A 23,377-nucleotide genomic window follows, 5' to 3' on the forward strand; every position below is an offset into this window, starting at 1 on the left:
AGCGGTCCAGCGGCGCTAGAGCATTCAGCAAATATTCGCACCATTGTCACCTTCTCAGCCAGCGCTGAGCCGCCGTTTACAGCCGAAACCAGCCCCAGCATGCAGCGGATGAGCATCGCCGTCTGCCGTGTTCTCTACTCGATAGGGAAGCTGCGGCGGTGGAAGCCACAATTACTTGTGTGCTTCCACCTGTCGCGTATGCGTTGGTACCCAAGGCCGGACTCGAACCGGCACGCCTCGCGGCGGGGGATTTTGAATCCCCTGCGTCTACCATTCCGCCACTTGGGCACGGAGGCCGATGTAGCCTGCCCGCGCGGGTCGGGCAAGCCTCTTTTGCAGCCTTTCGCAAATTGCCACACTTGACCCAGCCCGCAAGCCATGGTGTTGCAGTCAAAACCCTGCGCGGAGCGCCCTGCACATGATCCAACGCCTCTATGACTGGACGCTGAACCTTGCCCAGCACCGCCACGCGCTTTGGGCGCTTGGCATTGTCGCTTTTCTGGAAAGCTCGGTCTTTCCAATACCGCCTGACATCTTGATGATTCCAATGATCCTCGCCACTCCACGCCGCGCATGGCTGATTGCCGCAATTGCGCTGGTCGCTTCGGTTCTAGGCGGGATCTTGGGCTATATGATCGGTGCGCTGGCCTTTGACACCTTGGGACAACCCATTCTCGCAAGCCTCGGCAAAGCCGATGCAATGGCCGAATTCTCCACCCGCTTCAATGACATGGGCTTCTGGGCCGTGCTGGGCGCGGGCATCACGCCCTTCCCTTTCAAGGTCATCACCATCATGTCAGGCTGGACGGGGATGCCGCTGGGGGTGTTCGTCGCGACGTCGATACTGGCACGCGGCTTGCGGTTTTTCATTGTCGCTGGCCTGCTGTGGCAATTCGGCGCGCCGATCCGCGACTTCATTGAACGGCGGTTAGCATTGATGTTTACTCTTGTCGTGGTGCTGCTGTTTGGCGGCTTTATTCTGGTGAAGTATCTATGACCCGTAAAACGCTCGTTCTGATTGCCACGGCCGGCTCGGCGGCCCTTTTGCTGGGGGCCTACGGTTTCCAGCATATTGGCGGGCTGCTGCCGTGCAAAATGTGCCTTTGGCAGCGCTGGCCTCATGCTGCCGCGATCCTGATCGGGCTGGTGCTTTTTGCGGGGGGACCGCGCGCGTTGGCATGGCTGGGCGCACTGGCCGCCGCGATCACCGGCGGGATTGGTGCGTTTCACGCTGGTGTCGAATGGGGCTGGTGGCCGGGTCCGGCCTCCTGCACGGGTGGCGGCTTGGACCTTGGCGCCATGGGCGGCAGCGATCTATTGTCGATGGACGCCCCCACTGGCTTGGTGCTCTGTGACGAGATTGTCTGGCAATTCCTCGGTCTGTCGATGGCGGGCTGGAACTTCATCATCTCATTAGGGCTGGTGGTGATCTGGGTGATGGCCGCCCGCCGCGCCTGAGCCGCTAGACCGACTTTCTGGTTTTCAGCAGCAGCGAGGTTTCGCTGGCCACCACGCCGTCGATTGCGCGGATACGGTGCAGCACCGCGTCAAACCGCTCTAGCGTGTCGGTGCCAATCTCGACAATCACGTCCCAGCGTCCGTTGGTGGAATGCACCGCGCGAAGCTCGGCCATATTGCCCAACATTCGGGTGATCCGGTCGGTGCCCCGCCCCTCGATCTCGATCATCATCAAACCGCGCACCGGATCACGGGTCACATCAGCACGCGTCACCACGGTAAATCCGATGATTTCGCCGCGTTCGCGCAGCCGTGCAATGCGCGACCGCACAGTCGTGCGCGACAACCCCAGCGTCAGCGCCAGATCAGACAGGGCCGCGCGGGCATCCTGCCGCAAAGCCGTCAGCAATCTCTGATCCGTTTCGTCCATACTAACCTTCCGTTTCGATCAATCATTCTCCGAATTGATCAGGATGGTCAATTGTCGTTGACCATATCTGCGGCATATGCTGCGGCAACTTGTAAGAGGAACCTAAGATGTCACAACAAGATTGCATATTGGTCGGCGCGCCGATGGACAGCGGCAAACGCCGTCAGGGCTGTTTGATGGGGCCTGACGCCTACCGCACCGCCGGACTGGCCGAGGCTCTGCGCGGGCTAGGCCATACCGTCACCGATCGCGGCAATGTGGCGCCTGCGCCCTTCACCCCGAAAGACCACCCCAAGATCGTGCGGCTGGAGGAGACCATCGCCTGGACGACCGCGCTGGCTGATGCCGCCGAGGCAACGCTTAAAGACGGTCTGCCGATCTTTATGGGCGGCGATCATGCGCTGTCGCTCGGCACGGTGTTGGGTGCGATGCGCCACGCCGCCACCCAAGACCGTCCGCTATTTGTGCTTTGGCTCGATGCCCATACTGATTTTCACACACCGCATACCACCGACAGCGGTAATCTGCACGGCACGCCGCTGGGCTATGTCACCGGACGCGACGGCTTTGACGGCTTTCCGGCGGTCGAAAACCCCCTGCCCCACGAGAATATCGCCATCATTGGCCTGCGCTCGGTCGACGCGGCAGAGCGTGAGGCGATGCAAGGGTCCGATATCACCTACGTCGACATGCGCGAGATTGACGAGACCGGCATTGCCCGCCCGCTCAGCACCTTCCTCGATAAGGTAACCGCGGCCAATGGCATGCTGCATGTTTCGCTGGATGTGGACTTCCTCGATCCGTCGGTCGCGCCTGCTGTCGGCACCACGGTGCCAGGCGGTGCAACGGTACGCGAAGGCCATTTGGTCATGGAGATGTTGCACGACAGCGGCTTGATGACCTCGCTCGATCTGGTCGAGCTGAACCCGTTTCTTGACGAGCGCGGACGCACAGCGACGCTGATGGTTGATCTGGCGGCCTCCGCCATGGGACGGCGTGTATTCGACCGTCCGACACGTGCATTTTGAAGGACGATACCATGACAAACCCTGCGACAAACGCGGGCCTCGCCCCGTCGGACAAGGCATTGGTGCCTTTCGTTTCGGTCGATCACATGATGAAGCTGATCAATCACATCGGCGTCGAAGAGATGCTGCGCGGCTTGGCCGCGTATATCGAAGCCGACTTCCGCCGTTGGGAGCTGTTTGACAAGACGCCCCGCGTAGCAAGCCACTCTGAAAAGGGTGTGATCGAGCTGATGCCAACCTCGGACGGTGAGGTCTACGGATTTAAGTACGTCAATGGCCACCCCGGCAATACAAAGGGCGGCTTCCAGACTGTTACTGCTTTTGGCCTTCTGGCCAACGTGGCCAACGGCTATCCGGTTTTGCTGACGGAAATGACCATTCTGACCGCCCTGCGCACGGCGGCGACATCCGCCGTTGTGGCGCGGCTGCTGGCCCCCAAGGGCGCGCATGTGATGGCGATGATCGGCAATGGGGCGCAGTCAGAATTTCAAAGCCTCGCGATGAAAGCAATTTGCGGCGTGGACGAGGTGCGGCTCTATGACATCGACCCTGCCGCCACAGAAAAATGTGCTGCGAACCTAGCGGGCCAAGGGCTGAAAATCGTGAAATGCGCGTCCGCAGAGGAAGCGATCGAAGGCGCGCAGATCATCACCACCTGCACCGCCGACAAGCAATATGCCACCATTCTGACAGACAATATGGTCGGCAGCGGTGTGCATATCAACGCCATCGGCGGCGACTGTCCGGGAAAGACCGAACTGGCCCCCGCGATCCTGCACCGTGCCGGTATCTTTGTCGAATTCCCCGAACAGACCCGGATAGAGGGTGAAATCCAGCAGCTCGACGCTGATCATCCCGTCACGGAAATCTGGCAGGTTCTGACCGGTCAAGCCAAGGGCCGCACAAGCGCCGAGCAGATCACCCTGTTTGACAGTGTCGGCTTCGCGATCGAGGATTTTTCGGCTTTGCGCTATGTCCGCGACCAGATCGCTGAAACGGGACTGTTCCACCCGCTTGACTTGCTGGCCGATCCTGACGATCCGCGCGACCTGTTTGGCATGTTACAGCGCGCCAAGGGCTAAGCCCCGCGCAATTTACGTGACGCAACCCGCTCAGGCTTGCGTCACGTCATGCCCGTACAGCCAGTCATAAGCGCCAATCATCCGGCCGGGGGCCAGTTTCGAGGCCAGCCGCAGGCCGGTATGGGCAGCAATGCGCAGCGGTCCGGGCCGCAGGTGATAGCGCCATGCGTTGCCTTCGGCAGCCTTGATCACACGCTCAACCCGTGGGGCCCGCAGCGCTTGGTAGCGTGCCAGCCCGTTGATCCCGTCGCGGCGCAGGCAATGCACCAGAACCCATGCATCCTCCAACGCCATATTCGCGCCTTGCGCCAGAAACGGCAGTGTTGGATGCGCGGCATCGCCCAAAAGCGCCACGCCGCCCGTATGCCAGCGTTTTGCCACCGGATGGTGGTGCAGCCCCCAGAGCGTGGTTTCACGCACAGCCCTGATCATCTTGCCGGGTAGACCGTTGAACTCGACAAAAGCATCTTTCATGTTTTGGGGGTCATCGCCGTGCGACCAGCCTTCGGCGACCCAATCGGCACGTTCTTCGACGGCAACAAGGTTGATCTCACGCCCGTCGCGGATCGGATAACTGACCAGATGGCGGTTCGGCCCCATTGTTACGCGGGCCTCATCAGGGTGATCCACAGTATTGGGAATCACTGCCCGCCATGCGACTTGCCCTGCGAATTTGCCCTGATCCGCCCCGTTCAGCGCAGGACGGGCGACCGAATGGATGCCATCGGCAGCCACAACCAGCTCGGCCCGTCTGGTGCCGCCATTGGCCAGTTGCACATGCTGCAAGGCACCGGCCCGCACGCCCGCAACCGCTGCATCCATTTCAATGCTGACATTGGCCCGCTTGGCCGCCGCCAGCAGAACCGCCACCAGATCGGCGCGGTGCATGAAATAATAGCGCTGTTTGGCGCCCAGCCGTGTTAAATCGAGCCGTGCAACGGCCTTGCCGCCGCGATAGTCCTGCAGCCGCACCGCCTGCCCGACCACCGCCCCGCGGCTGCGTAACGCAGGCTCCAGCCCGAGTGCGCGCAACACCGCAGCCCCATTCGGGCTGATCTGGATGCCCGCGCCAACGGGCTCAAAACTTTCGGATCTTTCCAACAATGTGACGGCAATACCCGCCTGCGCCAAAGCCGTGGCTGTCGCCAGCCCGCCAATGCCACCACCAATCACGATGGCGTTGTTAATGCCCATCCCGTCCTGTTCCTTGATACTAAAACGCCGGAGCACATGGCCCCGGCGTTTATCCTGTCTTTTATGCGCGGGCGGTCAATCGTCCCGGTGCACTTTTTCGCGGCGTTCGTGGCGTTCTTGCGCCTCAAAGCTCATGGTAGCGATGGGGCGTGCATCCAGACGCTTGAGCGAGATCGGATCACCGGTCACAGAACAATAGCCGAATTCGCCTTCGTCGACCCGGCGCAGGGCCGCGTCAATCTTGCTGACCAGCTTGCGCGCCCGATCACGAGTGCGCAACTCTAGTGCGCGATCTGTTTCTTCGGATGCACGGTCTGCCACATCCGGAATATTGCGTGTCCCGTCTTGAAGCGCCTCTATGGTGTCACGACTGCCAACCAGCAGCTCATGCTTCCAATGCAACAGCTTGCGGCGAAAATACTCAAGCTGGCGGTCGTTCATGAACGGTTCGTCCTCGGCCGGCGAATAATCGTCCGGCAGGAAAACTTCCTGCTTCATCTTGTCTCCCTCGACAGTTTTCAGTCCTGACATCAGAGGTTTTTCTCCCCGGGATAGCTCCCTTGCCGCAGCGTCTAACGCAGCAACCGAGAATTGTCACTACACAATCCCCGCAATTTACGGTTAAAGGGGCGCGCATCAATGCCGCGTCCGAGAAGGTTGAAACCACTATGAAATTTGAAGGCACCGCCGATTATGTTGCTACGGATGATCTGACAATCGCCGTAAATGCTGCTGTTACCCTTGAACGCCCCCTGCTGGTTAAGGGCGAACCGGGCACAGGCAAGACCGAACTGGCGCGGCAGGTGTCGCAGGCGCTGGGTTTGCGGATGATCGAATGGAACATCAAATCCACCACCCGCGCCCAACAGGGCCTTTACGAGTATGACGCCGTGAGCCGCCTGCGCGATAGCCAGTTGGGCGAAGAGCGTGTGCATGACGTGCGCAACTACATCCGCAAGGGCAAGCTCTGGGAGGCCTTTGAGGCCGGTGAGAAGGTCGTGTTGCTGATTGACGAGATCGACAAGGCCGACATCGAATTCCCTAACGATTTGTTGCAGGAACTCGATCAGATGGAATTCTTCGTCTACGAAACCGGAGAGACCATCAAGGCCGACAACCGCCCGATTGTGATCATCACCTCGAATAACGAAAAAGAGCTGCCCGACGCGTTCTTGCGCCGCTGTTTCTTCCATTACATCCGCTTTCCGGAGATGGAGACGCTGAAAAAGATCGTCGAGGTTCATCACCCCGGCATTAAAGAAGCATTACTCACCACAGCGCTGACCCAGTTCTACGAAATCCGCGATCAGCAGGGGCTTAAGAAAAAGCCCTCCACCTCTGAAGTGCTGGATTGGCTGAAGCTGTTGCTGGCCGAAGATATGGACGCTGCCGACCTGAAAAAGAACGGTGCCAGTGCCCTACCCAAATTGCACGGTGCCCTGCTGAAAAACGAGCAGGACGTGCATCTGTTCGAGCGTCTGGCGTTCATGGCACGCAGCCAGCGCTGATCATCGTTTGCGACAATCCCGTGGCGCGACACACGCCATGGGGGAAGAATCGGTTGGCCTCGGCGGCCCTTCACTATGGCTGAATGTCCAATTGCGGCGGCTGCGTTTCATTGCGCGCCGCCGTTTCTTATTTTCGCCTGATTTTAATCCCTTTAGTTAACGGTGCCTTAGCCCAAGGTTAAATTGTCCTGCCTCTAATTTGCCTCAATTGTTCCGCATTGTCGTCCGCATAGAGAACGATAACCGCATGGAAATCACTCCAATGTGCAGCAGGCTATTATGATCACCCTATTCGCGCCACAGTTCGAGCGCCGTCGCAGGTTTGCGACCCACAGCATTCACACGTGTCTATTTGTTGCCAAAGGAGCTTTGGCATGAGCGCGCGTCTGGCCCTTCCCCTTTTGATGGTACTGCACGCCTGCGTGCCCGCAACGCAGTCCGAGATGCCGACCCGCGCGGTCATCGCCGAGAGCACGCTGCCGCCGATGAAAACTTTCGGGACCGCGCGGCCACCTGCGACCTTGCGTCCCAATTCCGAGATTGCCGCCGATTTCCTTGACCTCGCGTTCCAGATGGAGAGCGGCCGCGCCTTGCCGGTGCTGACCCGGTTCGAAACACCGATCACCCTGCGTGTCACAGGCACCCCACCCGCAACCCTTGGCCCCGATTTGCACCGACTGTTGACGCGCCTGCGCAACGAGTCCGGGGTCGATATCCAACTCACGACACGCAAGGCCGCAAATATTACGATTAATGCTGTCGCCAGCACCGAAATCCGCAAAATACTCCCCGAAGCCGCGTGTTTTGTGGCCCCGAATGTCTCGACGCTGGAGGAGTTCCGTGCCGCGCGGCGATCTTCCAAAACCAGTTGGAGCGAACTGCGACATCGCGAGAAGCTGGCCGTTTTCGTCCCGAATGACGTCAGCCCGCAAGAGATTCGCGATTGCCTGCACGAAGAGCTTGCCCAAGCGCTCGGACCGCTTAACGATCTATATCGCCTGCCCGATTCCGTCTTTAACGACGACAACGTACATACCGTTCTGACCGGCTTTGATATGCTGATCCTGCGGGCCTATTACGACCCCGCCCTGAAGTCGGGTATGACGCGCGCCGAAGTGGCAGCAAACTTGCCGGATATTTTGTCGCGCCTTAATCCGCAGGGCGATGTTGCGTCACGCCCCGTTCAACCCAGCCCGCGCGCGTGGAGTGAAGCGATCCAGAATGCCTCTGGGCGCTCGGCCTCCTATGCAGGGCGCGTCGCGGCCGCGAACGAAGCAATCCGCATCGCGACCGCGCTAAACTGGCAGGATAATCGCCGCGCATTTTCGCACTATGCAATGGCGCAGGTTATGCAAAGCACCGATCCCGAAGGCGCGCGCGCTCAATACATCGCGGCAGACCGCTTTTATGCCAATGCGCCCGAGACCCGCCTGCACCGCGCCAATGTCGCAGCACAACTGGCCGCCTATGCGATCAGCCAAGGCGACGGCGCACAGGCTCTGGCCATCGTCGCCCCCCATATCACGGTCGCGCGCCAGCATGAAAACGCCGCTTTGCTGACCACTCTCCTGCTCATGCAGTCCGAAGCGCTCGAGCTTGAGAGCCGCTCGCAAGAAGCGCGCAGCGTCAGGCTGGACAGCATCGGCTGGGCGCGGTACGGCTTTGGCCCTGACTGGGCTGTGCGGGCCAAACTGCGAGAGATTGCGTCACTGAACCCGCTCAAAAGATAACACGAGCGAGGTTTCATGATAGTCATTGTTCTGGCGATAGTTGGCGCGATCATCGGCGCGCTGACTGCCAAAAAGCGCGACGGCAATCGCAAGGATATTGCCCAGTATGCCGCAGGCTACGGGATCGCTTTTCTGATCGTCGGGCTGCTGCTCACCGTGTTGATCGACCGAATGCTCTCGGGAGGCTAAGCGGATGTTCCTGCCGTTCTTCCAGCAGTTGCGCGCCCATAAGGTGCCGGTCTCGATGCGTGAGTTTCTGGCATTTCTGGACGGTATGGCCGCAGGCATCGCCACCTATGATGCCGAGGCGTTTTATTACCTCGCCCGCACCGCCATGGTGAAGGACGAGCGCAATATCGACAAATTCGATCAGGCCTTTGCCGCCTCATTCAAGGGTCTTGAGGCCATCACCCCGGAAGAGGTGATGGAAGCGGTCGATATCCCCGCTGAATGGCTGGAGAAGATGGCCGAGAAACACCTCAGTGATGCCGAAAAAGCCGAGATCGAAGCCGCGGGTGGCTTTGACAAGCTTATGGAAACGCTGAAAAAACGGCTCGAAGAACAAAAAGGCCGCCATCAGGGTGGCAACAAATGGGTTGGCACCGCGGGCACCTCGCCATTTGGCGCATACGGCTACAATCCCGAAGGCGTGCGCATCGGCCAGAAGGAAAGCCGCCACCAACGTGCGGTCAAGGTCTGGGACAAGCGCGAGTTCAAGAACCTCGACGATTCGGTTGAACTGGGCACCCGCAACATCAAGGTGGCGCTAAAGCGTTTGCGCCGCTGGGCACGGGATGGCGCACAGGAAGAGCTTGATCTCGGCGGCACCATCCGCGCCACTGCCGAACACGGCTACCTCGACGTTAAAACCCGCCCCGAGCGGCGCAACGCGGTCAAGGTTTTGCTGTTTCTCGACGTCGGCGGCTCGATGGATCCGCATGTGAAGATCGTCGAAGAGCTGTTCAGCGCTGCGAAGGCCGAATTCAAACATATGGAGTACTTCTATTTCCATAACTGCCTTTACGAAGGCGTCTGGCGCGACAATCGCCGTCGCTGGGATGCCCAGCAACCGACTCACGAAGTGCTGCGCACTTACGGCTCTGATTACAAATGCATTTTCGTTGGAGATGCCTCGATGTCGCCCTATGAAATTGCCTATCGCGGCGGCGCCAACGAACACTGGAATGCCGAAAGCGGTGCCACCTGGCTCGCCCGTGCGCGGGATCAGTGGCACAGCCACCTGTGGATCAATCCGGTGCCGGAGAAATACTGGTCCTACACCCAGTCGATCGGGATGGTGCAGGAGGTTTTCGGAACCGAGCAAATGGTACCGATGACACTTGAAGGGCTGAGCCGAGGTATGCGGGCGCTGACGCGCTAATCTTGGCACCTGTCCTGCACAACAGCACGCGGTCCTGCGGTTGCCGCTTGTGACCCACCGTCCGATGCCCATATTGGCAGTATGATACGTGTAATCCCCATTCTGCTCGCCATCCTCTATGCGCTGGCGATGTACCGCTTTTCCGCGTGGCGCACGGCGAAAGAGCTGGATGCGAAATCCAGCCCGTTGATGGACCCTGCGCTCAAGGACATGAGCGACCGTTTGGCCCGCGCCCTCGATCTGCCGCGCATCAAAGTACATATCTACGAGATCGAGCCGGTGAACGGCCTCGCCGCCCCTGATGGACGCATCTTTATCACGCGCGGGTTTTACAACAGGTTTAAGTCCGGCCATGTCAGCGCCGAAGAACTGGCCAGCGTGATCGCGCATGAACTGGGTCATGTGGCCTTGGGCCACTCACGGCGGCGGATGATCGACTTCTCTGGCCAGAACGCGATACGCACCGCACTCGCAATGGTGCTGGGGAGGTTCATTCCCTTTGTCGGGGTCTGGATCGCCAATATGCTGACCACCCTACTAGCCGCGCGGCTGTCGCGCAGTGACGAGTATGAGGCCGATGCCTATGCCGCCGCGCTGCTGACCAAAGCGGGCATCGGTGTCGCGCCGCAGATATCGCTGTTTAAAAAGCTTGAAGCCCTAACGCAGAGCAACCACGGCACCGCCCCTGCCTGGCTGCTGAGCCACCCCAAAACGGAAGAGCGTATTGCAGCGCTGACACGGCTCCAGCATCGTTGGGAAAAATGAGCGTGACCCTTTAGATAGTCGCTGAATGGGCCAAAGCCTTGCCCAGCCGTGGCAGCCGGGCCTTTTTCATTAAGGCGCGCATTTGCCAGTCTTCGCCCGACAACCGCCGCGCCTCGCCCAAAACCCGAGCGGCAACAGTCTCGACGCGCGCGGGGTCGGCCTCCCAATGACCCAGCAGGAACAGGTCTGGGTCGGCCCGAGACAGGCCCTCTTCGGCCAGCACTTCGCGGGGGAAGTCCTTGGCGTTGGCCGTGACGATCACATCAGCCCCACAGGCGATGGCGGCAGCAAAAACATGGATGTCATTTTCATCGGGCAGCCACAACCGCTGGATCAAGTCTGGCGCAGGCGTCACTGGGGCCTCGGCAAAAGTGACGCTTAGCATGGCGATCTCGCCGCGGGCATATGCTTCGCCCTCAGGCCCCAGCTTGCGCGCCGCCAGCGCCCATTCCTCAAGAATGCGCGCCGACCAGCACGGCTCGAACCCGCCCGCTGCCGCGACGCCCAGCAACATCTCACGCATCACCGTGGGATAGAGCACACAGGCGTCGAGAAGCACGCGCATGAGGTTAAAGCCGGAAGAACATCGACTTCAGGTAACCGCTCTCGGCAAGCTGTGGCAGCTGCGGATGGTCGGGTCCGGCAAAACCGGTGTGCAGCAACATTGCACGCCGCCCTGCCCGCCCGATGCCGCGCACGGATGCGGTGCGGAACTGGGTCAGATCGACCGCGTGGGAGCATGAACACAGTCCCAGAATACCGTTCTCGGCCACCAGCGGGGCAGCCAAACGGGCAATCCGTTCATAGGCGCGCAAGCCAGCTTCGGCCGATTGGCGCGAGGGGGCAAAGGCGGGTGGATCACAAATCACCACGTCAAATTCGGCACCTTCGGCCCGCAAAGCGGCCAGCGTGTCAAAAGCATCGCCCTGACGTGTGGTGAAACGGTCGGCCATGCCACCCGCTTCGGCACCTTCACGTGCCAACACGAGTGCAGGTTCGGACCCGTCAACCGCAAGCGCCGATTGTGCACCATTGGCCAGCGCCGCGAGGGAGAAACCGCCAACGTGGGAGAAGACATCCAGCGCCCGAGCGCCACGCGACAGATTGGCGGCAAAAGCGTGGTTGGGGCGTTGGTCAAAGAATAGGCCGGTCTTCTGCCCGCCGATCAGATCGGCCATATAGGTCGCGCCGTTCATCGGCACGGCAATCGCGGCCTCGGGGCTGCTGCCTGCCAGCACCAGCGAGACATCATCGAGACCCTCAAGTGTGCGGGTGCGCCCTGCTGCGTTCTTCAGCACGTTCGTCACACCGGTCACGGCCATCAAGGCCGCACACAGCGGCTCGATCAGCACGTCAGCCCAAGCGGCGTTGGCCTGCACAACACAGGTATCGCCAAAACGGTCAATAATCACACCCGGCAGGCCATCGGCCTCGGCGTGAATCAGACGGTAGAATGGCGCGTCATAAAGCTGGTTGCGCAGTTTCAGAGCGCGGGCAATATGCGCTTCGATCCACGACTGGTCGATCACCGCATCGGCGTTCTGGTCCAGCATACGGGCGATGATTTTGGAGTTCGGGTTCACCGCGACGATGCCCATCGGCTGGCGGGCGTCATCCTCCAATCGCGCGAGGGACCCCGGAGCCAATCCGCGCGTGCGGCGGTCGGTCACAAGTTCGTTTGCATAAACCCAAGGAAACCCGTGCCGGATGGCGCGGGCGTTCGCCTTTGGCATCAGGCGGATCGTGGGCAAGGAGGCGGATGGGGAAAGGGGCGCTGTCATGCGCCCCTCCTAGTCGTTCCCGATCAAATGGGAAAGCTCAGATTTTGGTGCGACCCAAGAGCGCTATACGCGGTGCGGCGGGCGTGACGGTCTGCTTTTCCAGTTCCTGACGGATCACCTGAGACAAGTAGCCGGTAATGCGGACCTTTTGGGTCTGGCCAAGGCGGTCTTCTTCCACCGCGCGTTTGCCCCCGAAGGCGGGCAGATTGGCCTCGACCTGACGCGGTGCCATCAACACTTCACCGGTATCGGCACGGCGCACAACCAGCAGGAATTCCATGTTGTGGATGCCGCCAACAGTATAGCGGGTTTTTTCAGTCACCGAGTGGAAGCGGACGATTTCGACGTCCAGCACCACATTGACCTTGCCCTGCAACGGCTGGGTGCCTTGGGCGAAAGCGGTTTGAAAGATCTGCTGGATCTGGCTGTGGCGGTCGCCCATGGGATCGCCGCGCCAAACGATATCGGCACGCGGGTAATAGGAGTTGGCCTCAGAGACCGACAGGCTGCGCGGCACGGTGACATTGATCGCGGTCACTTTCATGTCGCTTGCAAGGACGTCCTGCACAGGTGCGGCGGATTGGGAGAAGCCCGGCGTGATCTGCGCGAACGAAGCATTCCGGCTCGCGACTTCGGGAACGGTGCTACAGGCGGAGACAAGGGCGCCAAGGCCAAGAGCTGCGATGATTTTCAAAGTATTCATTGTGGTCCTCACTCCGGCCCTCGTACTGGCCTGCTGTTCAGTTAACCCTAATTTGAAGGGTAATTGAGGCGAGTTTTAGACGAAAAATGCGGGATAATGGGGCGATACCGAGACCACCCGGGCCCAATAAAGGCAGCATCTATTGCGCCGATGCGGCGGCAAAGGCGGGGTATTAACAGAAGTGGCGTGCTGCCTAGTTACGCGTGCGACTGCGCCAACCGCCGCGCCGCCGCGGGGCTGCCATGGTGAGGCTACCTTCGCTAAGCACCTCGGTCATCGGATGGCTTTCAAATACAGTCCCGTACTGGGCCAGCAAGGCCGCAATCGCGGTACCGGTGTCTTGCTCCAGCGTCAGGCTCAGCGCCCAATCGAGGAAGATGCTGCGACATTCGGCCTTGGTGATCCCCTCGATGCGATAGGATTCGCGGATCAGCCCTTTGGGATCATGCGGGTCGCGCTCGGTCATGTCGCCTCCTGCGGTTCGGCTTTGTCTGGCGGGGTCAGTGCCTGGCCGATGATGCCCGCCGCCGTCATATATGTCTGTTCCATTTGCGCCTCCAACGCCGCCAGCGTGTCGCAGCCCAGCGTACGGCACAAAAACGCGACACCGGCCCGCCCGAGGCTTTCGCTTTGCACCGGCGTAGCCGAGAGCAGCCGTCCGGCACATTGGAGCGCCCAGATTTGCGCATAAGCCGCATCAAGGGCCTCGGCTTGGGCAGCATCAAACAATCCCGCTGCGCGTGCGGCCTCAATCCCTGCCGGAATGTCGCGCGCCGATTGGCCGCCGATCAAGGCGCCCGCCTGTGCCAAAAGCTCAATGTCCTGAAGCCGGCCCGGACCGATTTTGGCGTCCCAGATGCCCTCCGGCACTTTGGCCGCCGCAATACGAATGCGCATCTCCGCCACATCACCCAAAATTTTGGCACGTGCGCGGGGTTGGGTCAGGACCGTCTGGCGCAGCGCTTCGACATCGCCGCGCAGCGCTTGCGGCCCTGCAATCGCCTGCGCACGGGTCAGCGCCAGATGCTCCCAGACCCAAGCCTCGTCCTTTTGATAGCTGGCAAAGCTCGCAAGGCTTGTCGCAACCGGCCCCTGATTGCCCGATGGCCGCAGCCGCATATCCACGTCATAAAGCTTGCCCTGCGCCATCGGCGCGGTCATCGCGGTGATCATTGCCTGTGTCAGCCGTGCATAATAGAGCCGCGCTGGCAACGGCCGCCTGCCCTCCGAGACCTCAACCCCGTCAGGGTCATAGATCACGATCATGTCCAGATCAGAGGTCGCGGTCAGCCGCCCCGCGCCGAGCGATCCCATGCCAAGGATCACCGCGCCGCGCCCCGGTGCCGCGCCGTGCCGCTGCGCGAACTCTGCGCCAACCACCGGCCACAAGCCGCCAAGAACCGCGCGGGCAAGATCGGCATATTGGGCGCCTGCGGTTTCGGCATCAATCAACCCGCGCAGCAGATGCACGCCGACGCGAAAGTGCCACTCCCGCGCCCACCGTCGGGTGCCGTCAAGCTGCCGCTCATAGTCAGGCTCGGCATCCAGCAAGGCGCCGAGAGCCGCGCCCAACCCTTCCTGCCCCGGCCATTCGCTAAAGAAATCGCCGCCAATCACTGCGTCAAACACGCTGGCATTCCGCGACAGGTGACTGGCGAGCGCGGGTGAGGTGCTGACAATATCGATAAGCAGATCGGCAAGCTGCGGGTTGGCTTTGAGAAGTGAGAAAAGCTGCACGCCCGCAGGCAAGCCCGCAAGAAATCCGTCAAAGGCCAGCAGCGCCTCATCAGGGCGTGCCGCTTTGGCGAGACGTGTCAGCAACTCCGGCTTTAACCGGTCGAAAATCTCGGCGCCGCGTTCGCTGCGCAACGCAGGATAGGTCAGCCAGCGATCCAACACGGCGGTGTCAAACTGGTGCGTCATTTCCGGCGGGGCCGGTGCGGGCGCACGCGATGCGGCAAAGAACCCTTCGGTGATCTCGTGCACCGCACTCAGCCGGTCATGCAGCTCCTGTTTCAGCGGCTCGACGTCGCGGTCCATCATACAGGCAAGCCGGGCAAAACCATCGTCGGACTTGGGCAGCGCATGGGTCTGCGCGTCCTGCACCATCTGCTGGCGATGCTCGACGGTCCGGTGAAAGCGGTAGTGATCTGTCAGACTGTCGGCGGCCTCCTGCGGCACCCAGTTCGCCTCGGCCAGCAGTTGCAGCCCTTCACAGGTGCCGCGCACCCTCAGAGCAGGATCGCGCCCGCCTGCGATCAACTGGCGCGTCTGTGTGAAAAACTCGATCTCCCGAATACCCCCGCGCCCCAGTTTCATGTTGTGTCCCGGCAAGGTGATCGGCCCGCCCAGCCCTTTGTGCTCGCGGATCGCGAGGCGCATGTCATGGGCATCCTGAATGGCGGCGAAATCCAGATGCTTGCGCCAGACGAATGGCCGCAGGGTTTGCAGAAAGGCCTGCCCCGCTTTGTGATCGCCCGCCGCAGGTCGCGCCTTGATATAAGCCGCACGTTCCCACGTACGGCCAAGGCTCTCGTAATAGGCCTCCGCTGCCGCCATCGCCATGCAGACAGGCGTCACAGCCGGATCGGGCCGCAGCCGCAGATCTGTGCGGAATACATAGCCCTGCGCGGTCAGATCGCTGAGCGTGCCGCTCATCGCGCGGGTGGCGCGGATAAAGGCACTGCGGGCGTCGTGAAAGTCGTCACGCTCAAAACGTGTCTCGTCAAAGAGACAGATCAGATCAATGTCGGAGGAATAATTCAGCTCGCGCGCGCCCATCTTGCCCATCGCCAGCACCACCATGCCCGCCGCATCGGCCAGATCATCCTCGGTCATTCCGGGCAGTTTGCCGCGTTTGATCTGGATCAGCAGCCCTGCCCGCAGCGCCGCCGCGCAGGCCGCATCGGCGAAATCGCTCAAAGCACCTGTGACCTCCTCCAACGCCCAAGCGCCGCCGAGATCAGCCAGCCCCGCCAACAGCGCCACGCGGCGCTTGCCCTGCCGCAACCCGTCGGCCAAAGCATCGGGCGCAAAGGCTCCCGCCTGCGCGATCACCTCCGCCAATGCCGCTTCGGGATCATCCGCAGCGCCCTGCAGCCAATCGGCCTCCTTCTCCAGAAGCGCCATCAGATAGGGCGAGGTCGAGACCGCGCCGGCCACCAGTTTTGCAACTTGGGCATCCATACCTTGAGTAAATGGTGCCGCATCCTGCGCACGCTCAGTGCGCCAGATACGGGGGCAGCGGGTGATCCGCGCGGCAAGTGAAACAGTTGTCATGCCACCAGCTTTGCGCGACTGTGCGCCCATGAGCAAGAGCCTGAAACGTGTGCGCGCTGCATTGCAAGCCGCTGGTGTCGCGGTAGATATCCGCGAGACCGCCCTATCGCGCACCGTTTGATCCAAAACTGATGGAATTTGCCACAATCTGGGCCGCCGCCGGCACGCCCCACCATGTTTTCGGCCTTCCGCCAAGTGAAATGCTTAAACTTTCATGCGCAGAAATTGCATCCTTCACAACCGGTTAGTCGAATAATGTAAAAAACATTTACATAGCCTCTTGCGAAACGGCCAGCCAATCACAATCTTGGTCATGTGAAAGGCATTTACATACAGACCTTTCACCTGACGAGGCCGCAGACAGGTCTCTCAACTTTGACGAAAGGCTTGATACATGACCACTCTTACATCCGACCTCGGCAAAGGCCCTAGCTGGATCGCTCGCATTGAAGGCTGGCTTGATGATCGCGGCAAACCCGCATGGATCGCCGCCATGGTTCTCGGCTTTATCTTCTTCTGGCCCGTCGGGCTGGCCCTTCTGGCTTATATGATCTGGAGCAATCGCATGTTCTCTTCAAAATCCTGTGCCCGCCGCAGCAGCCGCAGCAGCGTAACCCGCAGCACTGGCAACGTCGCTTTTGACGCCTATAAGGCCGACACCCTGCGCCGCCTTGAAGAAGAGCAGACCAATTTCGAGGATTTCCTCAAACGTCTGCGCGACGCCAAGGACAAGGCCGAGTTCGACCAGTTTATGAATGACCGCGCCAAGCGCAGCGAAGACGGCCCGACCGAAGCCTGATATACTCAAACACGTCCCCCATGGCCCTGCCGTGGGGGAAAACCGCCTCAGGAAAGTGACCCATGTCCCATACACCCGATCCGATCCAGCAACCGCAGTTTTATGACGGCCTGCCCACCAAACGCCTGCTGGCTTGGGTGGTGGATATGGTCGTGATCGTGCTGATGTGTGTGCTGATCCTGCCCTTTACGGCCTTCACGGGGCTGTTTTTCTTTCCATTTCTTATGTTGACGGTGAGCTTTGTCTACCGTGTGATCACGCTGACCAATGGCTCGGCCACATGGGGGATGCGCCTGATGGCGATGGAGCTGCGCGACAGCCGTGATCGCCCCTTTGATCTGTCCCTCGCGTTCCTGCACACGCTTGGCTATTCGGTCTCGCTGGCGATGCCTTTGCTGCAAATTGTATCGGTCGTGTTGATGTGTACCTCGCTACGCCGCCAAGGGCTCACCGATATGATCCTCGGCACTGTGCCGCTGAACCGCCGTCAGCAACAAACCGTCTGAACAGCAGACCGCGCAATTCGCCCCTTGGCGCACGGCAGGCCCGTTGCTATCATCGAGGGAAGTAATACTGGATTCCGATGCGCCATACTCTGCCTCTCACGCCGCAATTCTATGTGACGGCACCACAGCCGTGCCCCTATCTAGAGGGCCGGATGGAGCGGAAGTTGTTTACCGCACTGCAAGGCGATAACGCGGCCCAACTCAACGATAGCCTCTCCGCGCAGGGCTTCCGGCGCTCGCAAAATGTGCTTTATCGCCCGTCATGCACCGATTGTGCCGCCTGCCTGTCAGCCCGCATCGACATTTCGGCCTTTAAACCTTCAAAAAGCCAAAAGCGCACGATGCGCCGCAATCGCGATCTGCTGCGCCGCGCCACATCGCCTTGGGCCACCGAAGATCAATACGACCTGTTTCGCCGCTACCTCGACAGCCGCCACGCGGAGGGCGGCATGGCGGATATGGATGTCTTTGAATTTGCCGCGATGATCGAGGAAACCCCGATCCGCAGCCGCGTGATCGAATATATTGAGCCCGACACCCGCGATCTGGTTGGCGTTTGCCTGACCGATGTGCTGGCTGACGGGGTGAGCATGGTCTACTCGTTCTACAGCCCCGATCACCCCCAGGCGGGGTTGGGCAACCACATCATCCTCGACCATATCGAAATCGCGCGCGCCGCTGGCCTGCCTTATGTCTACCTCGGATACTGGGTGCCTGGCAGCCAGAAGATGGGGTACAAAGCCAAGTTCTCCGGTCTGGAGGTCTATATCGGCGGCGCTTGGCAAAAGCTTGCAGACCCGCTGAGTTTTGAACCTGACAATCATCCGCTGTCGACCGATCCGATCGCGGAACAAGTCGCCAATATCGCTCTCCCCGATATGGCGCGCAAAAACCTATAATCCCGCACCAGCTTCCTACGCTGTCGCCCGCTGACTGATCGCTCTCCCCCCAGCTTCAATTGGCCAGATAAACTCATCCCATCCTTGCCGCGCCACGCCAAACCTCGCGTACCCTTAGACAGCAAAAAGGCGCCCAAAGGCGCCTTCCTGCATCGACATTTCACCCCAACCCTCAGTTCGGGATCAGGTCCGGCACGATGGTCACAATCGCCGGGAATAACCACAAGATTGCCAGCCCCGCGACCTGGATCATTACGAATGGCACGATCCCGCGATAGATATGCGCCGTTGTCACGCTCGCCGGAGCCACCCCGCGCAGATAGAACAACGCAAAGCCGAAGGGCGGCGTCAGGAACGAGGTCTGCAGGTTCACCGCAATCATGATCGTCACCCACTTGGGGTCAAACGTGCCGCCATAGATCACCGGCCCGACTATCGGGATCACGATGTAAATGATCTCCAGGAAATCGAGCACAAACCCCAGCACGAACAGCACCAGCATCACAATCAGGAACACGGTCAGCTCGTTGTCGAAGGATTTGAGGAACTGCTGGATGTAGTGCTCACCACCAAAGCTGATCACCACAAGGTTCAAAAGCTGTGAGCCGATCAGGATGGTAAAGACCATCGAGGTCACCTTGGCCGTTTCGCGCACCACCGGCGTCAGCACACCGCTGGTGTACAAGATCCAGCAGGCAAACAGCAGCCCGAACACCGCGTAGAGATAGGCAGCATAGGCCACAAAGAACGCAACCCAGGATTCTAAGCTCACGCCGTCTTGATTGATCCGCAGGTCAAAGTTCACCCCGACGAGGATACAGATCAGAATCGCCAGCGTTGACCAGATGATGATCCGCGGCGAGCGGTCCTGATCTTTCAGCTTGCGGTAAGCCGCCAGCATGATCGCCCCACCTGCCCCGAGCGCCGCTGCAGGCGTCGGATTGGTGATGCCGCCAAGGATCGATCCCAGCACTGCAATGATCAGAACCAGCGGCGGGAACACCACACGGATCAGCTCATTACCCGAGCAGAGCTTGGTCGCATAGACGACGCCATAAAGGATTAAGATGAACGGGATGGTCATCAGCACGACCATCATTCCCGATGAGGTCACCGGCCCGATCAGCAAAATATCTACTAGTACCGCCAGAATGATCCCGACACCGCCGATGATCAAAGGCCGCGTATCCGACGAAGGTGAAACCCCGCGCCCCGTGGTCAGGAACAAGGTGAGCAGAACCAAGATAATCGCCGTGCCCGTCCCAATCGGGGCAGCCCTAGATATCTGAGCCGCACGCTTTTCAACCACGGCTTCTTCGCTGAGCTTTTCGGATTGGTTCAATCCCCCCGCGTCATTGATGGTTTGCTGTTCGACAAGTGCTTTGTCCCACGCCTCCTGTCCGTGCAGCGCGATCATGCTGGCCTGACATTCCTCACCGACGTTGGTGCGTAGGCTGGCGGCATCACCAATATCTGAATAGCTCGACACCACGGTCGACTGGCTGCCAACTACACCCATATTGCCCAAAAGGATCGTCCCGACGATCACAAGGATCGGCGCGCCGAGGAACCATGTGAAGGCCTCGCCACGGGTGACTGGTTCGGCATTGGTCGGCCCCATCGGCACCGCAGGCGCCTTCTCAGGGTTCAGCAGCGCATAGCCGAAGGCGTAAAGCGCATAGAGAAGTGACAACAAAATACCGGGCAGCAAGGCGGCCTGAAACAGCGTGCCGACAGAAACCACCGCAGGCTCGCCCAAGAAGGTCAGCGCATCGGTACAACCCGCCTCAGTGGCGCGTGCTTCCTGCGCGGCAGAGTAAAGATCGCCCGCCAGCGTGCCGAGCAAAACAATCACGATTGACGGCGGAATGATCTGCCCCAAGGTACCAGAGGCTGCAATCACACCGGTTGAAAGCTCCGGCGAATATCCAGCGCGCAGCATCGTTGGCAGCGCCAGCAAACCCATTGTCACCACGGTCGCGCCCACGATGCCGGTCGAAGCCGCAAGAAACGCGCCCACCACAACAATCGAAACGGCCAAACCGCCCGGCAATGGGCCAAACACCCGCGCCATCGTAGTCAGCAAATCATTGGCGATCTTGGAGCGCTCCAGCGTGATGCCCATCAGCACGAACATCAGAACCGCCAGCAGTGTCTCGATCGACTGGCCCGCCAGCACACGCTCGTTCATCCGGTTAACGATAAAGCTGACGTTGCGGTCGAGGGCGACTTCCCAGCCCTGCGGAAAGACGGATTCGCCCATGCGCGGCAAATCGGGATACCTAAACAACGATATAGTATCAGCTCTCACGCCGGAATTGACCAGATCGCGGTACATCTGGCTCGACTGGTCGATGGCCTGATGGATCAGCAATCCGGCACTGTCGAGTGCCGCGATAATGCCGAACGAAATGATACCCGCGCCGCCGATGGCAAACGCCACCGGAAAGCCCGAGAGAATGCCGCCGAACAGGCAGACAAACACGATGATCAGGCCAATTTCGACCCCGTCCAGACCAAATAGCATTGCAAGATGCCCCTTAGATTAATGCGTGCCCTCAAAGGCTTCTTCGCCCTCGCCAAGTGTGTCCTTGTCGAGATATTTATTTTCGCTTTCGGGCCCTTCACGGAACTCCAACAACGCGCGGTAAAACACTGCAATCGCTTGCAGAATGACCATGATGCAGAACGCACTCAGCAGCAGCTTGAACAAGAAATAGCCGTTGAATCCGTTGGGCGAGAAGCCGATGGTTTCGACGTTCCATTTCAACAAACGCGCCTTGCGCAGCAGCAGATCAAGCCGGTCCGAGGCCGACGGGTTCGGGGTGACCAGATGGCGCCACAGGAAGAACCAGCCGTACATCCACGTGACCACCGCAAAGGGGATCATGAAGAACAGCGCGCCAAACATATCGACGACCCGCTTGGTGCGGAATTTCGCGCCCGCATAGAACAGATCCACCCGCACATGCCCGCCCTGCACCATCGTGTAGGACACGCAAAGACAGACGACCAAGGCGTTATAAAGTTTCAACTCTTCGGCAAACCAAGAGATGTCGAACTGCAAGGGAATACCGAAGCCGAAGGAGATATCAGGCCGCGTGAAAATCCGCTGCATAAAGACGATGATGATCTGTTGCAGCACCATCAGCAGACCGGCCCAAGCAAAGAGCCGCCCGACGCCATTGGCGAACCACTCCAGCCCGCGCACGCAGGCCCACATTATGCCGCGGTGCCAGAGCCCCACGACGGTCAGTACGATCAGCGCAAAGAGACAGACAAAGAAGAACTCGACCGAACCGCCATAGTAGATGAATCGCATCAGCGACTGCGAGTCAGACCAGTTCAGCCACGATCCCGGCTGCACCACTGCGGCAACCAGATTATACGGCGCTTCCAGCAGGTTCCCCAGAATGAACTGCACCATGCCACTGTCTTGGAACTTATCAAGGCAGCTTAGGTCAGCACCCTCCGCCGCGCGGAAAAATCCCGAACACACATCATCTTCGGCCATTGATGTCCCCCTCTCGAAGCGCACGGAGTTAGCCTCCGTTTTGCGCGTGTTAGCGTTTTGCACGCCTGTTGTTAAAGTGCGTCAGGGGCCGCGTCGCAACGCAGCCCCTGATCGTGCTTACCGTAAGAGCCTAGCCCTGACCAAGAACGCGCTGGCGCTGTTCGACATAGTAAGCGTCGGACTTGGACAGCCACTCGGCGCTGGATTTCAGCGACTCTTCAAAGCTGTTGCGGATGTCGGCGTAAAGCGTGTCATCCATGTTTTCGTCCATCACCTCTTTGGAGGCAGCACCGAAGGCATCCCAAACGTCATCGGGGAACTGCATGGTTTTCACACCCTGCTGCTGCAGACGTGACAGTGCGGCACCGTTGTTGGCCAGTGTCTCGGCCAGACCGGTGTGCGTTGTCGCCATGGATGCATACTCGATGATCTTCTGCTGGGCTGGTGTCAGCTCGTTGAAGACATCAAGGTTCACCGAGGCGGTCAGGCCGGAACCTGGCTCGTGGAAGCCCGCTGTGTAGTAGATTTTTGCAACTTCCTGGAAGCCGGCGCGTTCATCGGCAAACGGGCCAACCCACTCCAAGCCGTCCAGCGCGCCCGAAGACAGCGCTTGGTACAATTCGCCGCCCGGAATGTTCTGAACCGACGCGCCGAGCTTGCCCAGCACCTTGCCGCCCAGACCCGGCATGCGGAACTTGAGGCCGTTGAAATCGGCGGCAGATTTGATTTCCTTGCGGAACCAGCCACCAGACTGCGAACCGGAGTTACCGGCGAGGAACATCTTCATGTTGAAGATTTCGCCGACCTGGTTGTGCAGCTCATGACCGCCGCCATGCAGGTACCAGTTGGTCAACTCTTGCGCGGTGCCACCGAACGGAACAGCGGTGAAATACGCCAGACCGGGGTGCTGGCCGATGAAGTAATAATCAGCGGCGTGATAGATATCCGCCTGCCCAGAGGAAACCGCATCGAATACTTCGAAAGCGCCCACAAGCTCGCCCGGTGCCTTTTTCTCGATGGTCAGCGTGCCATCGGACATCTCGTCGACCATGTTGTTGAAATAGGTCGCGGCGTCATCAAGGACAGCAAAGCCGCGGGGCCATGCGGTAACCATTGTAAGTGTGCGTTTGCCCTGCGCGTAAAGCGGTGCTGCGAGCGTCGTGGCGGCTGCAGCGGTGCCCCCCAGCGCAGACGTCTTCAGGAATGAACGACGGTCCATATAGATACTCCTCCCAGAGAGAATGCCCGAGTTGCCCTGCGGCGCTCAGGTCGTTTCAAGTTGGGTCAGACTAACCGTGAAAATGATTCGGGGAATACCAA

General features: G+C 60.0%; 23 protein-coding genes and 1 tRNA gene. 12 read left to right on the plus strand and 12 right to left on the minus strand.

Annotated elements, in window-relative coordinates:
- Positions 1-204 precede the first annotated feature (204 nt).
- Positions 205-288, minus strand: a tRNA-Leu gene (locus BM174_RS04185).
- 130 nt (positions 289-418) lie between these two features.
- Between BM174_RS04185 and BM174_RS04190 the strand changes: the two genes are divergently transcribed.
- Both BM174_RS04190 and BM174_RS04195 read left to right on the plus strand, forming a co-directional pair.
- The gene (locus BM174_RS04190; RefSeq protein ID WP_093922564.1) at positions 419-997 is read left to right on the plus strand and encodes a YqaA family protein; all 579 of its coding nucleotides are present in this window, start codon (positions 419-421) and stop codon (positions 995-997) included.
- Positions 994-1,458 carry a disulfide bond formation protein B gene (locus BM174_RS04195; RefSeq protein WP_093922565.1) on the plus strand — a complete coding sequence of 155 codons (465 nt, stop codon included), beginning with the start codon at positions 994-996 and terminating at the stop codon, positions 1,456-1,458. The genes BM174_RS04190 and BM174_RS04195 overlap by 4 nt, the downstream gene beginning before the upstream one ends.
- 4 nt (positions 1,459-1,462) lie before the next feature.
- Here the strand turns inward: BM174_RS04195 and BM174_RS04200 are convergent, their stop codons facing one another.
- On the minus strand, positions 1,463-1,888 hold the full coding sequence (locus tag BM174_RS04200; protein ID WP_093922566.1) for an Lrp/AsnC family transcriptional regulator: 426 nt from the start codon (positions 1,886-1,888) through the stop codon (positions 1,463-1,465).
- A gap of 107 nt (positions 1,889-1,995) precedes the next feature.
- Here BM174_RS04200 and rocF point away from each other — a divergent pair, with 107 nt between their 5' ends.
- Both rocF and BM174_RS04210 read left to right on the plus strand, forming a co-directional pair.
- The gene (rocF, locus tag BM174_RS04205) at positions 1,996-2,916 is read left to right on the plus strand and encodes an arginase (protein ID WP_093922567.1); all 921 of its coding nucleotides are present in this window, start codon (positions 1,996-1,998) and stop codon (positions 2,914-2,916) included.
- Positions 2,917-2,927: 11 nt separating this feature from the next.
- Positions 2,928-3,998, plus strand: a complete 1,071-nt coding sequence (locus BM174_RS04210) for an ornithine cyclodeaminase (RefSeq protein ID WP_093922568.1) — start codon at positions 2,928-2,930, stop codon at positions 3,996-3,998.
- Between the two features lie 30 nt (positions 3,999-4,028).
- Here the strand turns inward: BM174_RS04210 and BM174_RS04215 are convergent, their stop codons facing one another.
- Positions 4,029-5,192 (minus strand): FAD-dependent oxidoreductase, encoded by a 1,164-nt coding sequence (locus BM174_RS04215; protein ID WP_093922569.1) that lies wholly within the window; start codon positions 5,190-5,192, stop codon positions 4,029-4,031.
- Between the two features lie 75 nt (positions 5,193-5,267).
- Positions 5,268-5,723, minus strand: a complete 456-nt coding sequence (gene dksA, locus BM174_RS04220; RefSeq protein WP_093922570.1) for an RNA polymerase-binding protein DksA — start codon at positions 5,721-5,723, stop codon at positions 5,268-5,270.
- 137 nt (positions 5,724-5,860) lie between these two features.
- Here dksA and BM174_RS04225 point away from each other — a divergent pair, with 137 nt between their 5' ends.
- The 5 genes from BM174_RS04225 (at position 5,861) to BM174_RS04245 (ending at position 10,576) form a co-directional block, all read left to right on the plus strand.
- Positions 5,861-6,700 carry an AAA family ATPase gene (locus BM174_RS04225; protein WP_093922571.1) on the plus strand — a complete coding sequence of 280 codons (840 nt, stop codon included), beginning with the start codon at positions 5,861-5,863 and terminating at the stop codon, positions 6,698-6,700.
- Between the two features lie 374 nt (positions 6,701-7,074).
- Entirely contained in the window at positions 7,075-8,430 is a 1,356-nt protein-coding gene (locus tag BM174_RS04230) for a DUF2927 domain-containing protein (protein WP_093922572.1), read from the plus strand.
- Positions 8,431-8,445: 15 nt separating this feature from the next.
- Positions 8,446-8,619: an apolipoprotein acyltransferase gene (locus BM174_RS04235; protein ID WP_093922573.1), complete on the plus strand. Its 174-nt coding sequence runs from the start codon at positions 8,446-8,448 to the stop codon at positions 8,617-8,619.
- Positions 8,620-8,623: 4 nt separating this feature from the next.
- A complete protein-coding gene (locus BM174_RS04240; protein WP_093922574.1) occupies positions 8,624-9,811 on the plus strand; it encodes a vWA domain-containing protein in 1,188 nt (395 codons plus the stop codon).
- Between the two features lie 81 nt (positions 9,812-9,892).
- Complete coding sequence (locus BM174_RS04245) at positions 9,893-10,576, plus strand: M48 family metalloprotease (protein WP_093922575.1); 684 nt, start codon at positions 9,893-9,895, stop codon at positions 10,574-10,576.
- Between the two features lie 10 nt (positions 10,577-10,586).
- On the opposite strand, the gene BM174_RS04250 is transcribed toward BM174_RS04245, so the two are convergent.
- From BM174_RS04250 to glnE, 5 genes are all read right to left on the minus strand, one after another.
- On the minus strand, positions 10,587-11,141 hold the full coding sequence (locus BM174_RS04250; protein ID WP_093922576.1) for an RSP_2648 family PIN domain-containing protein: 555 nt from the start codon (positions 11,139-11,141) through the stop codon (positions 10,587-10,589).
- Between the two features lie 4 nt (positions 11,142-11,145).
- Positions 11,146-12,357, minus strand: coding sequence for an RSP_2647 family RNA methyltransferase (locus tag BM174_RS04255; RefSeq protein WP_093922577.1), 1,212 nt, complete (start codon positions 12,355-12,357; stop codon positions 11,146-11,148).
- Between the two features lie 37 nt (positions 12,358-12,394).
- Positions 12,395-13,060, minus strand: a complete 666-nt coding sequence (locus BM174_RS04260; RefSeq protein WP_245766263.1) for a DUF6778 family protein — start codon at positions 13,058-13,060, stop codon at positions 12,395-12,397.
- A gap of 193 nt (positions 13,061-13,253) precedes the next feature.
- Positions 13,254-13,526, minus strand: coding sequence for a hypothetical protein (locus BM174_RS04265; RefSeq protein ID WP_093922578.1), 273 nt, complete (start codon positions 13,524-13,526; stop codon positions 13,254-13,256).
- Complete coding sequence (gene glnE, locus BM174_RS04270; RefSeq protein ID WP_093922632.1) at positions 13,523-16,339, minus strand: bifunctional [glutamate--ammonia ligase]-adenylyl-L-tyrosine phosphorylase/[glutamate--ammonia-ligase] adenylyltransferase; 2,817 nt, start codon at positions 16,337-16,339, stop codon at positions 13,523-13,525. The genes BM174_RS04265 and glnE overlap by 4 nt, the downstream gene beginning before the upstream one ends.
- Positions 16,340-16,733: 394 nt before the next feature.
- Here glnE and BM174_RS04275 point away from each other — a divergent pair, with 394 nt between their 5' ends.
- The 3 genes from BM174_RS04275 (at position 16,734) to BM174_RS04285 (ending at position 18,543) form a co-directional block, all read left to right on the plus strand.
- Positions 16,734-17,138, plus strand: a complete 405-nt coding sequence (locus BM174_RS04275) for a DUF2852 domain-containing protein (protein ID WP_093922579.1) — start codon at positions 16,734-16,736, stop codon at positions 17,136-17,138.
- 62 nt (positions 17,139-17,200) lie between these two features.
- Positions 17,201-17,644: an RDD family protein gene (locus tag BM174_RS04280; protein ID WP_093922580.1), complete on the plus strand. Its 444-nt coding sequence runs from the start codon at positions 17,201-17,203 to the stop codon at positions 17,642-17,644.
- A gap of 77 nt (positions 17,645-17,721) precedes the next feature.
- The gene (locus tag BM174_RS04285; protein ID WP_093922581.1) at positions 17,722-18,543 is read left to right on the plus strand and encodes an arginyltransferase; all 822 of its coding nucleotides are present in this window, start codon (positions 17,722-17,724) and stop codon (positions 18,541-18,543) included.
- A gap of 172 nt (positions 18,544-18,715) precedes the next feature.
- On the opposite strand, the gene BM174_RS04290 is transcribed toward BM174_RS04285, so the two are convergent.
- The 3 genes from BM174_RS04290 to BM174_RS04300 form a co-directional block, all read right to left on the minus strand.
- Positions 18,716-21,070, minus strand: a complete 2,355-nt coding sequence (locus tag BM174_RS04290) for a TRAP transporter large permease subunit (RefSeq protein ID WP_093922582.1) — start codon at positions 21,068-21,070, stop codon at positions 18,716-18,718.
- 18 nt (positions 21,071-21,088) lie between these two features.
- Complete coding sequence (locus BM174_RS04295; protein WP_093922583.1) at positions 21,089-22,057, minus strand: TRAP transporter small permease subunit; 969 nt, start codon at positions 22,055-22,057, stop codon at positions 21,089-21,091.
- 130 nt (positions 22,058-22,187) lie between these two features.
- Positions 22,188-23,276, minus strand: coding sequence for a TRAP transporter substrate-binding protein (locus BM174_RS04300; protein ID WP_093922584.1), 1,089 nt, complete (start codon positions 23,274-23,276; stop codon positions 22,188-22,190).
- Positions 23,277-23,377: the final 101 nt, after the last annotated feature.

Source organism: Sulfitobacter brevis, from assembly GCF_900112755.1.
In the GTDB taxonomy this organism is placed as follows: domain Bacteria; phylum Pseudomonadota; class Alphaproteobacteria; order Rhodobacterales; family Rhodobacteraceae; genus Sulfitobacter; species Sulfitobacter brevis.

Coding starts and splice junctions, on each gene's coding strand:
- BM174_RS04255 (WP_093922577.1), bottom strand. CDS start 12,357: ATGACAGCGCCCCTTTCCCCATCCGCCTCCTTGCCCACGATCCGCCTG.
- BM174_RS04250 (WP_093922576.1), bottom strand. CDS start 11,141: ATGCGCGTGCTTCTCGACGCCTGTGTGCTCTATCCCACGGTGATGCGT.
- BM174_RS04200 (WP_093922566.1), bottom strand. CDS start 1,888: ATGGACGAAACGGATCAGAGATTGCTGACGGCTTTGCGGCAGGATGCC.
- dksA (WP_093922570.1), bottom strand. CDS start 5,723: ATGTCAGGACTGAAAACTGTCGAGGGAGACAAGATGAAGCAGGAAGTT.
- rocF (WP_093922567.1), top strand. CDS start 1,996: ATGTCACAACAAGATTGCATATTGGTCGGCGCGCCGATGGACAGCGGC.
- BM174_RS04245 (WP_093922575.1), top strand. CDS start 9,893: ATGATACGTGTAATCCCCATTCTGCTCGCCATCCTCTATGCGCTGGCG.
- BM174_RS04235 (WP_093922573.1), top strand. CDS start 8,446: ATGATAGTCATTGTTCTGGCGATAGTTGGCGCGATCATCGGCGCGCTG.
- BM174_RS04215 (WP_093922569.1), bottom strand. CDS start 5,192: ATGGGCATTAACAACGCCATCGTGATTGGTGGTGGCATTGGCGGGCTG.
- BM174_RS04190 (WP_093922564.1), top strand. CDS start 419: ATGATCCAACGCCTCTATGACTGGACGCTGAACCTTGCCCAGCACCGC.
- BM174_RS04290 (WP_093922582.1), bottom strand. CDS start 21,070: ATGCTATTTGGTCTGGACGGGGTCGAAATTGGCCTGATCATCGTGTTT.
- BM174_RS04260 (WP_245766263.1), bottom strand. CDS start 13,060: ATGAATACTTTGAAAATCATCGCAGCTCTTGGCCTTGGCGCCCTTGTC.
- BM174_RS04230 (WP_093922572.1), top strand. CDS start 7,075: ATGAGCGCGCGTCTGGCCCTTCCCCTTTTGATGGTACTGCACGCCTGC.
- BM174_RS04210 (WP_093922568.1), top strand. CDS start 2,928: ATGACAAACCCTGCGACAAACGCGGGCCTCGCCCCGTCGGACAAGGCA.
- BM174_RS04300 (WP_093922584.1), bottom strand. CDS start 23,276: ATGGACCGTCGTTCATTCCTGAAGACGTCTGCGCTGGGGGGCACCGCT.
- BM174_RS04265 (WP_093922578.1), bottom strand. CDS start 13,526: ATGACCGAGCGCGACCCGCATGATCCCAAAGGGCTGATCCGCGAATCC.
- BM174_RS04295 (WP_093922583.1), bottom strand. CDS start 22,057: ATGGCCGAAGATGATGTGTGTTCGGGATTTTTCCGCGCGGCGGAGGGT.
- BM174_RS04225 (WP_093922571.1), top strand. CDS start 5,861: ATGAAATTTGAAGGCACCGCCGATTATGTTGCTACGGATGATCTGACA.
- BM174_RS04275 (WP_093922579.1), top strand. CDS start 16,734: ATGACCACTCTTACATCCGACCTCGGCAAAGGCCCTAGCTGGATCGCT.
- glnE (WP_093922632.1), bottom strand. CDS start 16,339: ATGACAACTGTTTCACTTGCCGCGCGGATCACCCGCTGCCCCCGTATC.
- BM174_RS04285 (WP_093922581.1), top strand. CDS start 17,722: ATGCGCCATACTCTGCCTCTCACGCCGCAATTCTATGTGACGGCACCA.
- BM174_RS04240 (WP_093922574.1), top strand. CDS start 8,624: ATGTTCCTGCCGTTCTTCCAGCAGTTGCGCGCCCATAAGGTGCCGGTC.
- BM174_RS04195 (WP_093922565.1), top strand. CDS start 994: ATGACCCGTAAAACGCTCGTTCTGATTGCCACGGCCGGCTCGGCGGCC.
- BM174_RS04280 (WP_093922580.1), top strand. CDS start 17,201: ATGTCCCATACACCCGATCCGATCCAGCAACCGCAGTTTTATGACGGC.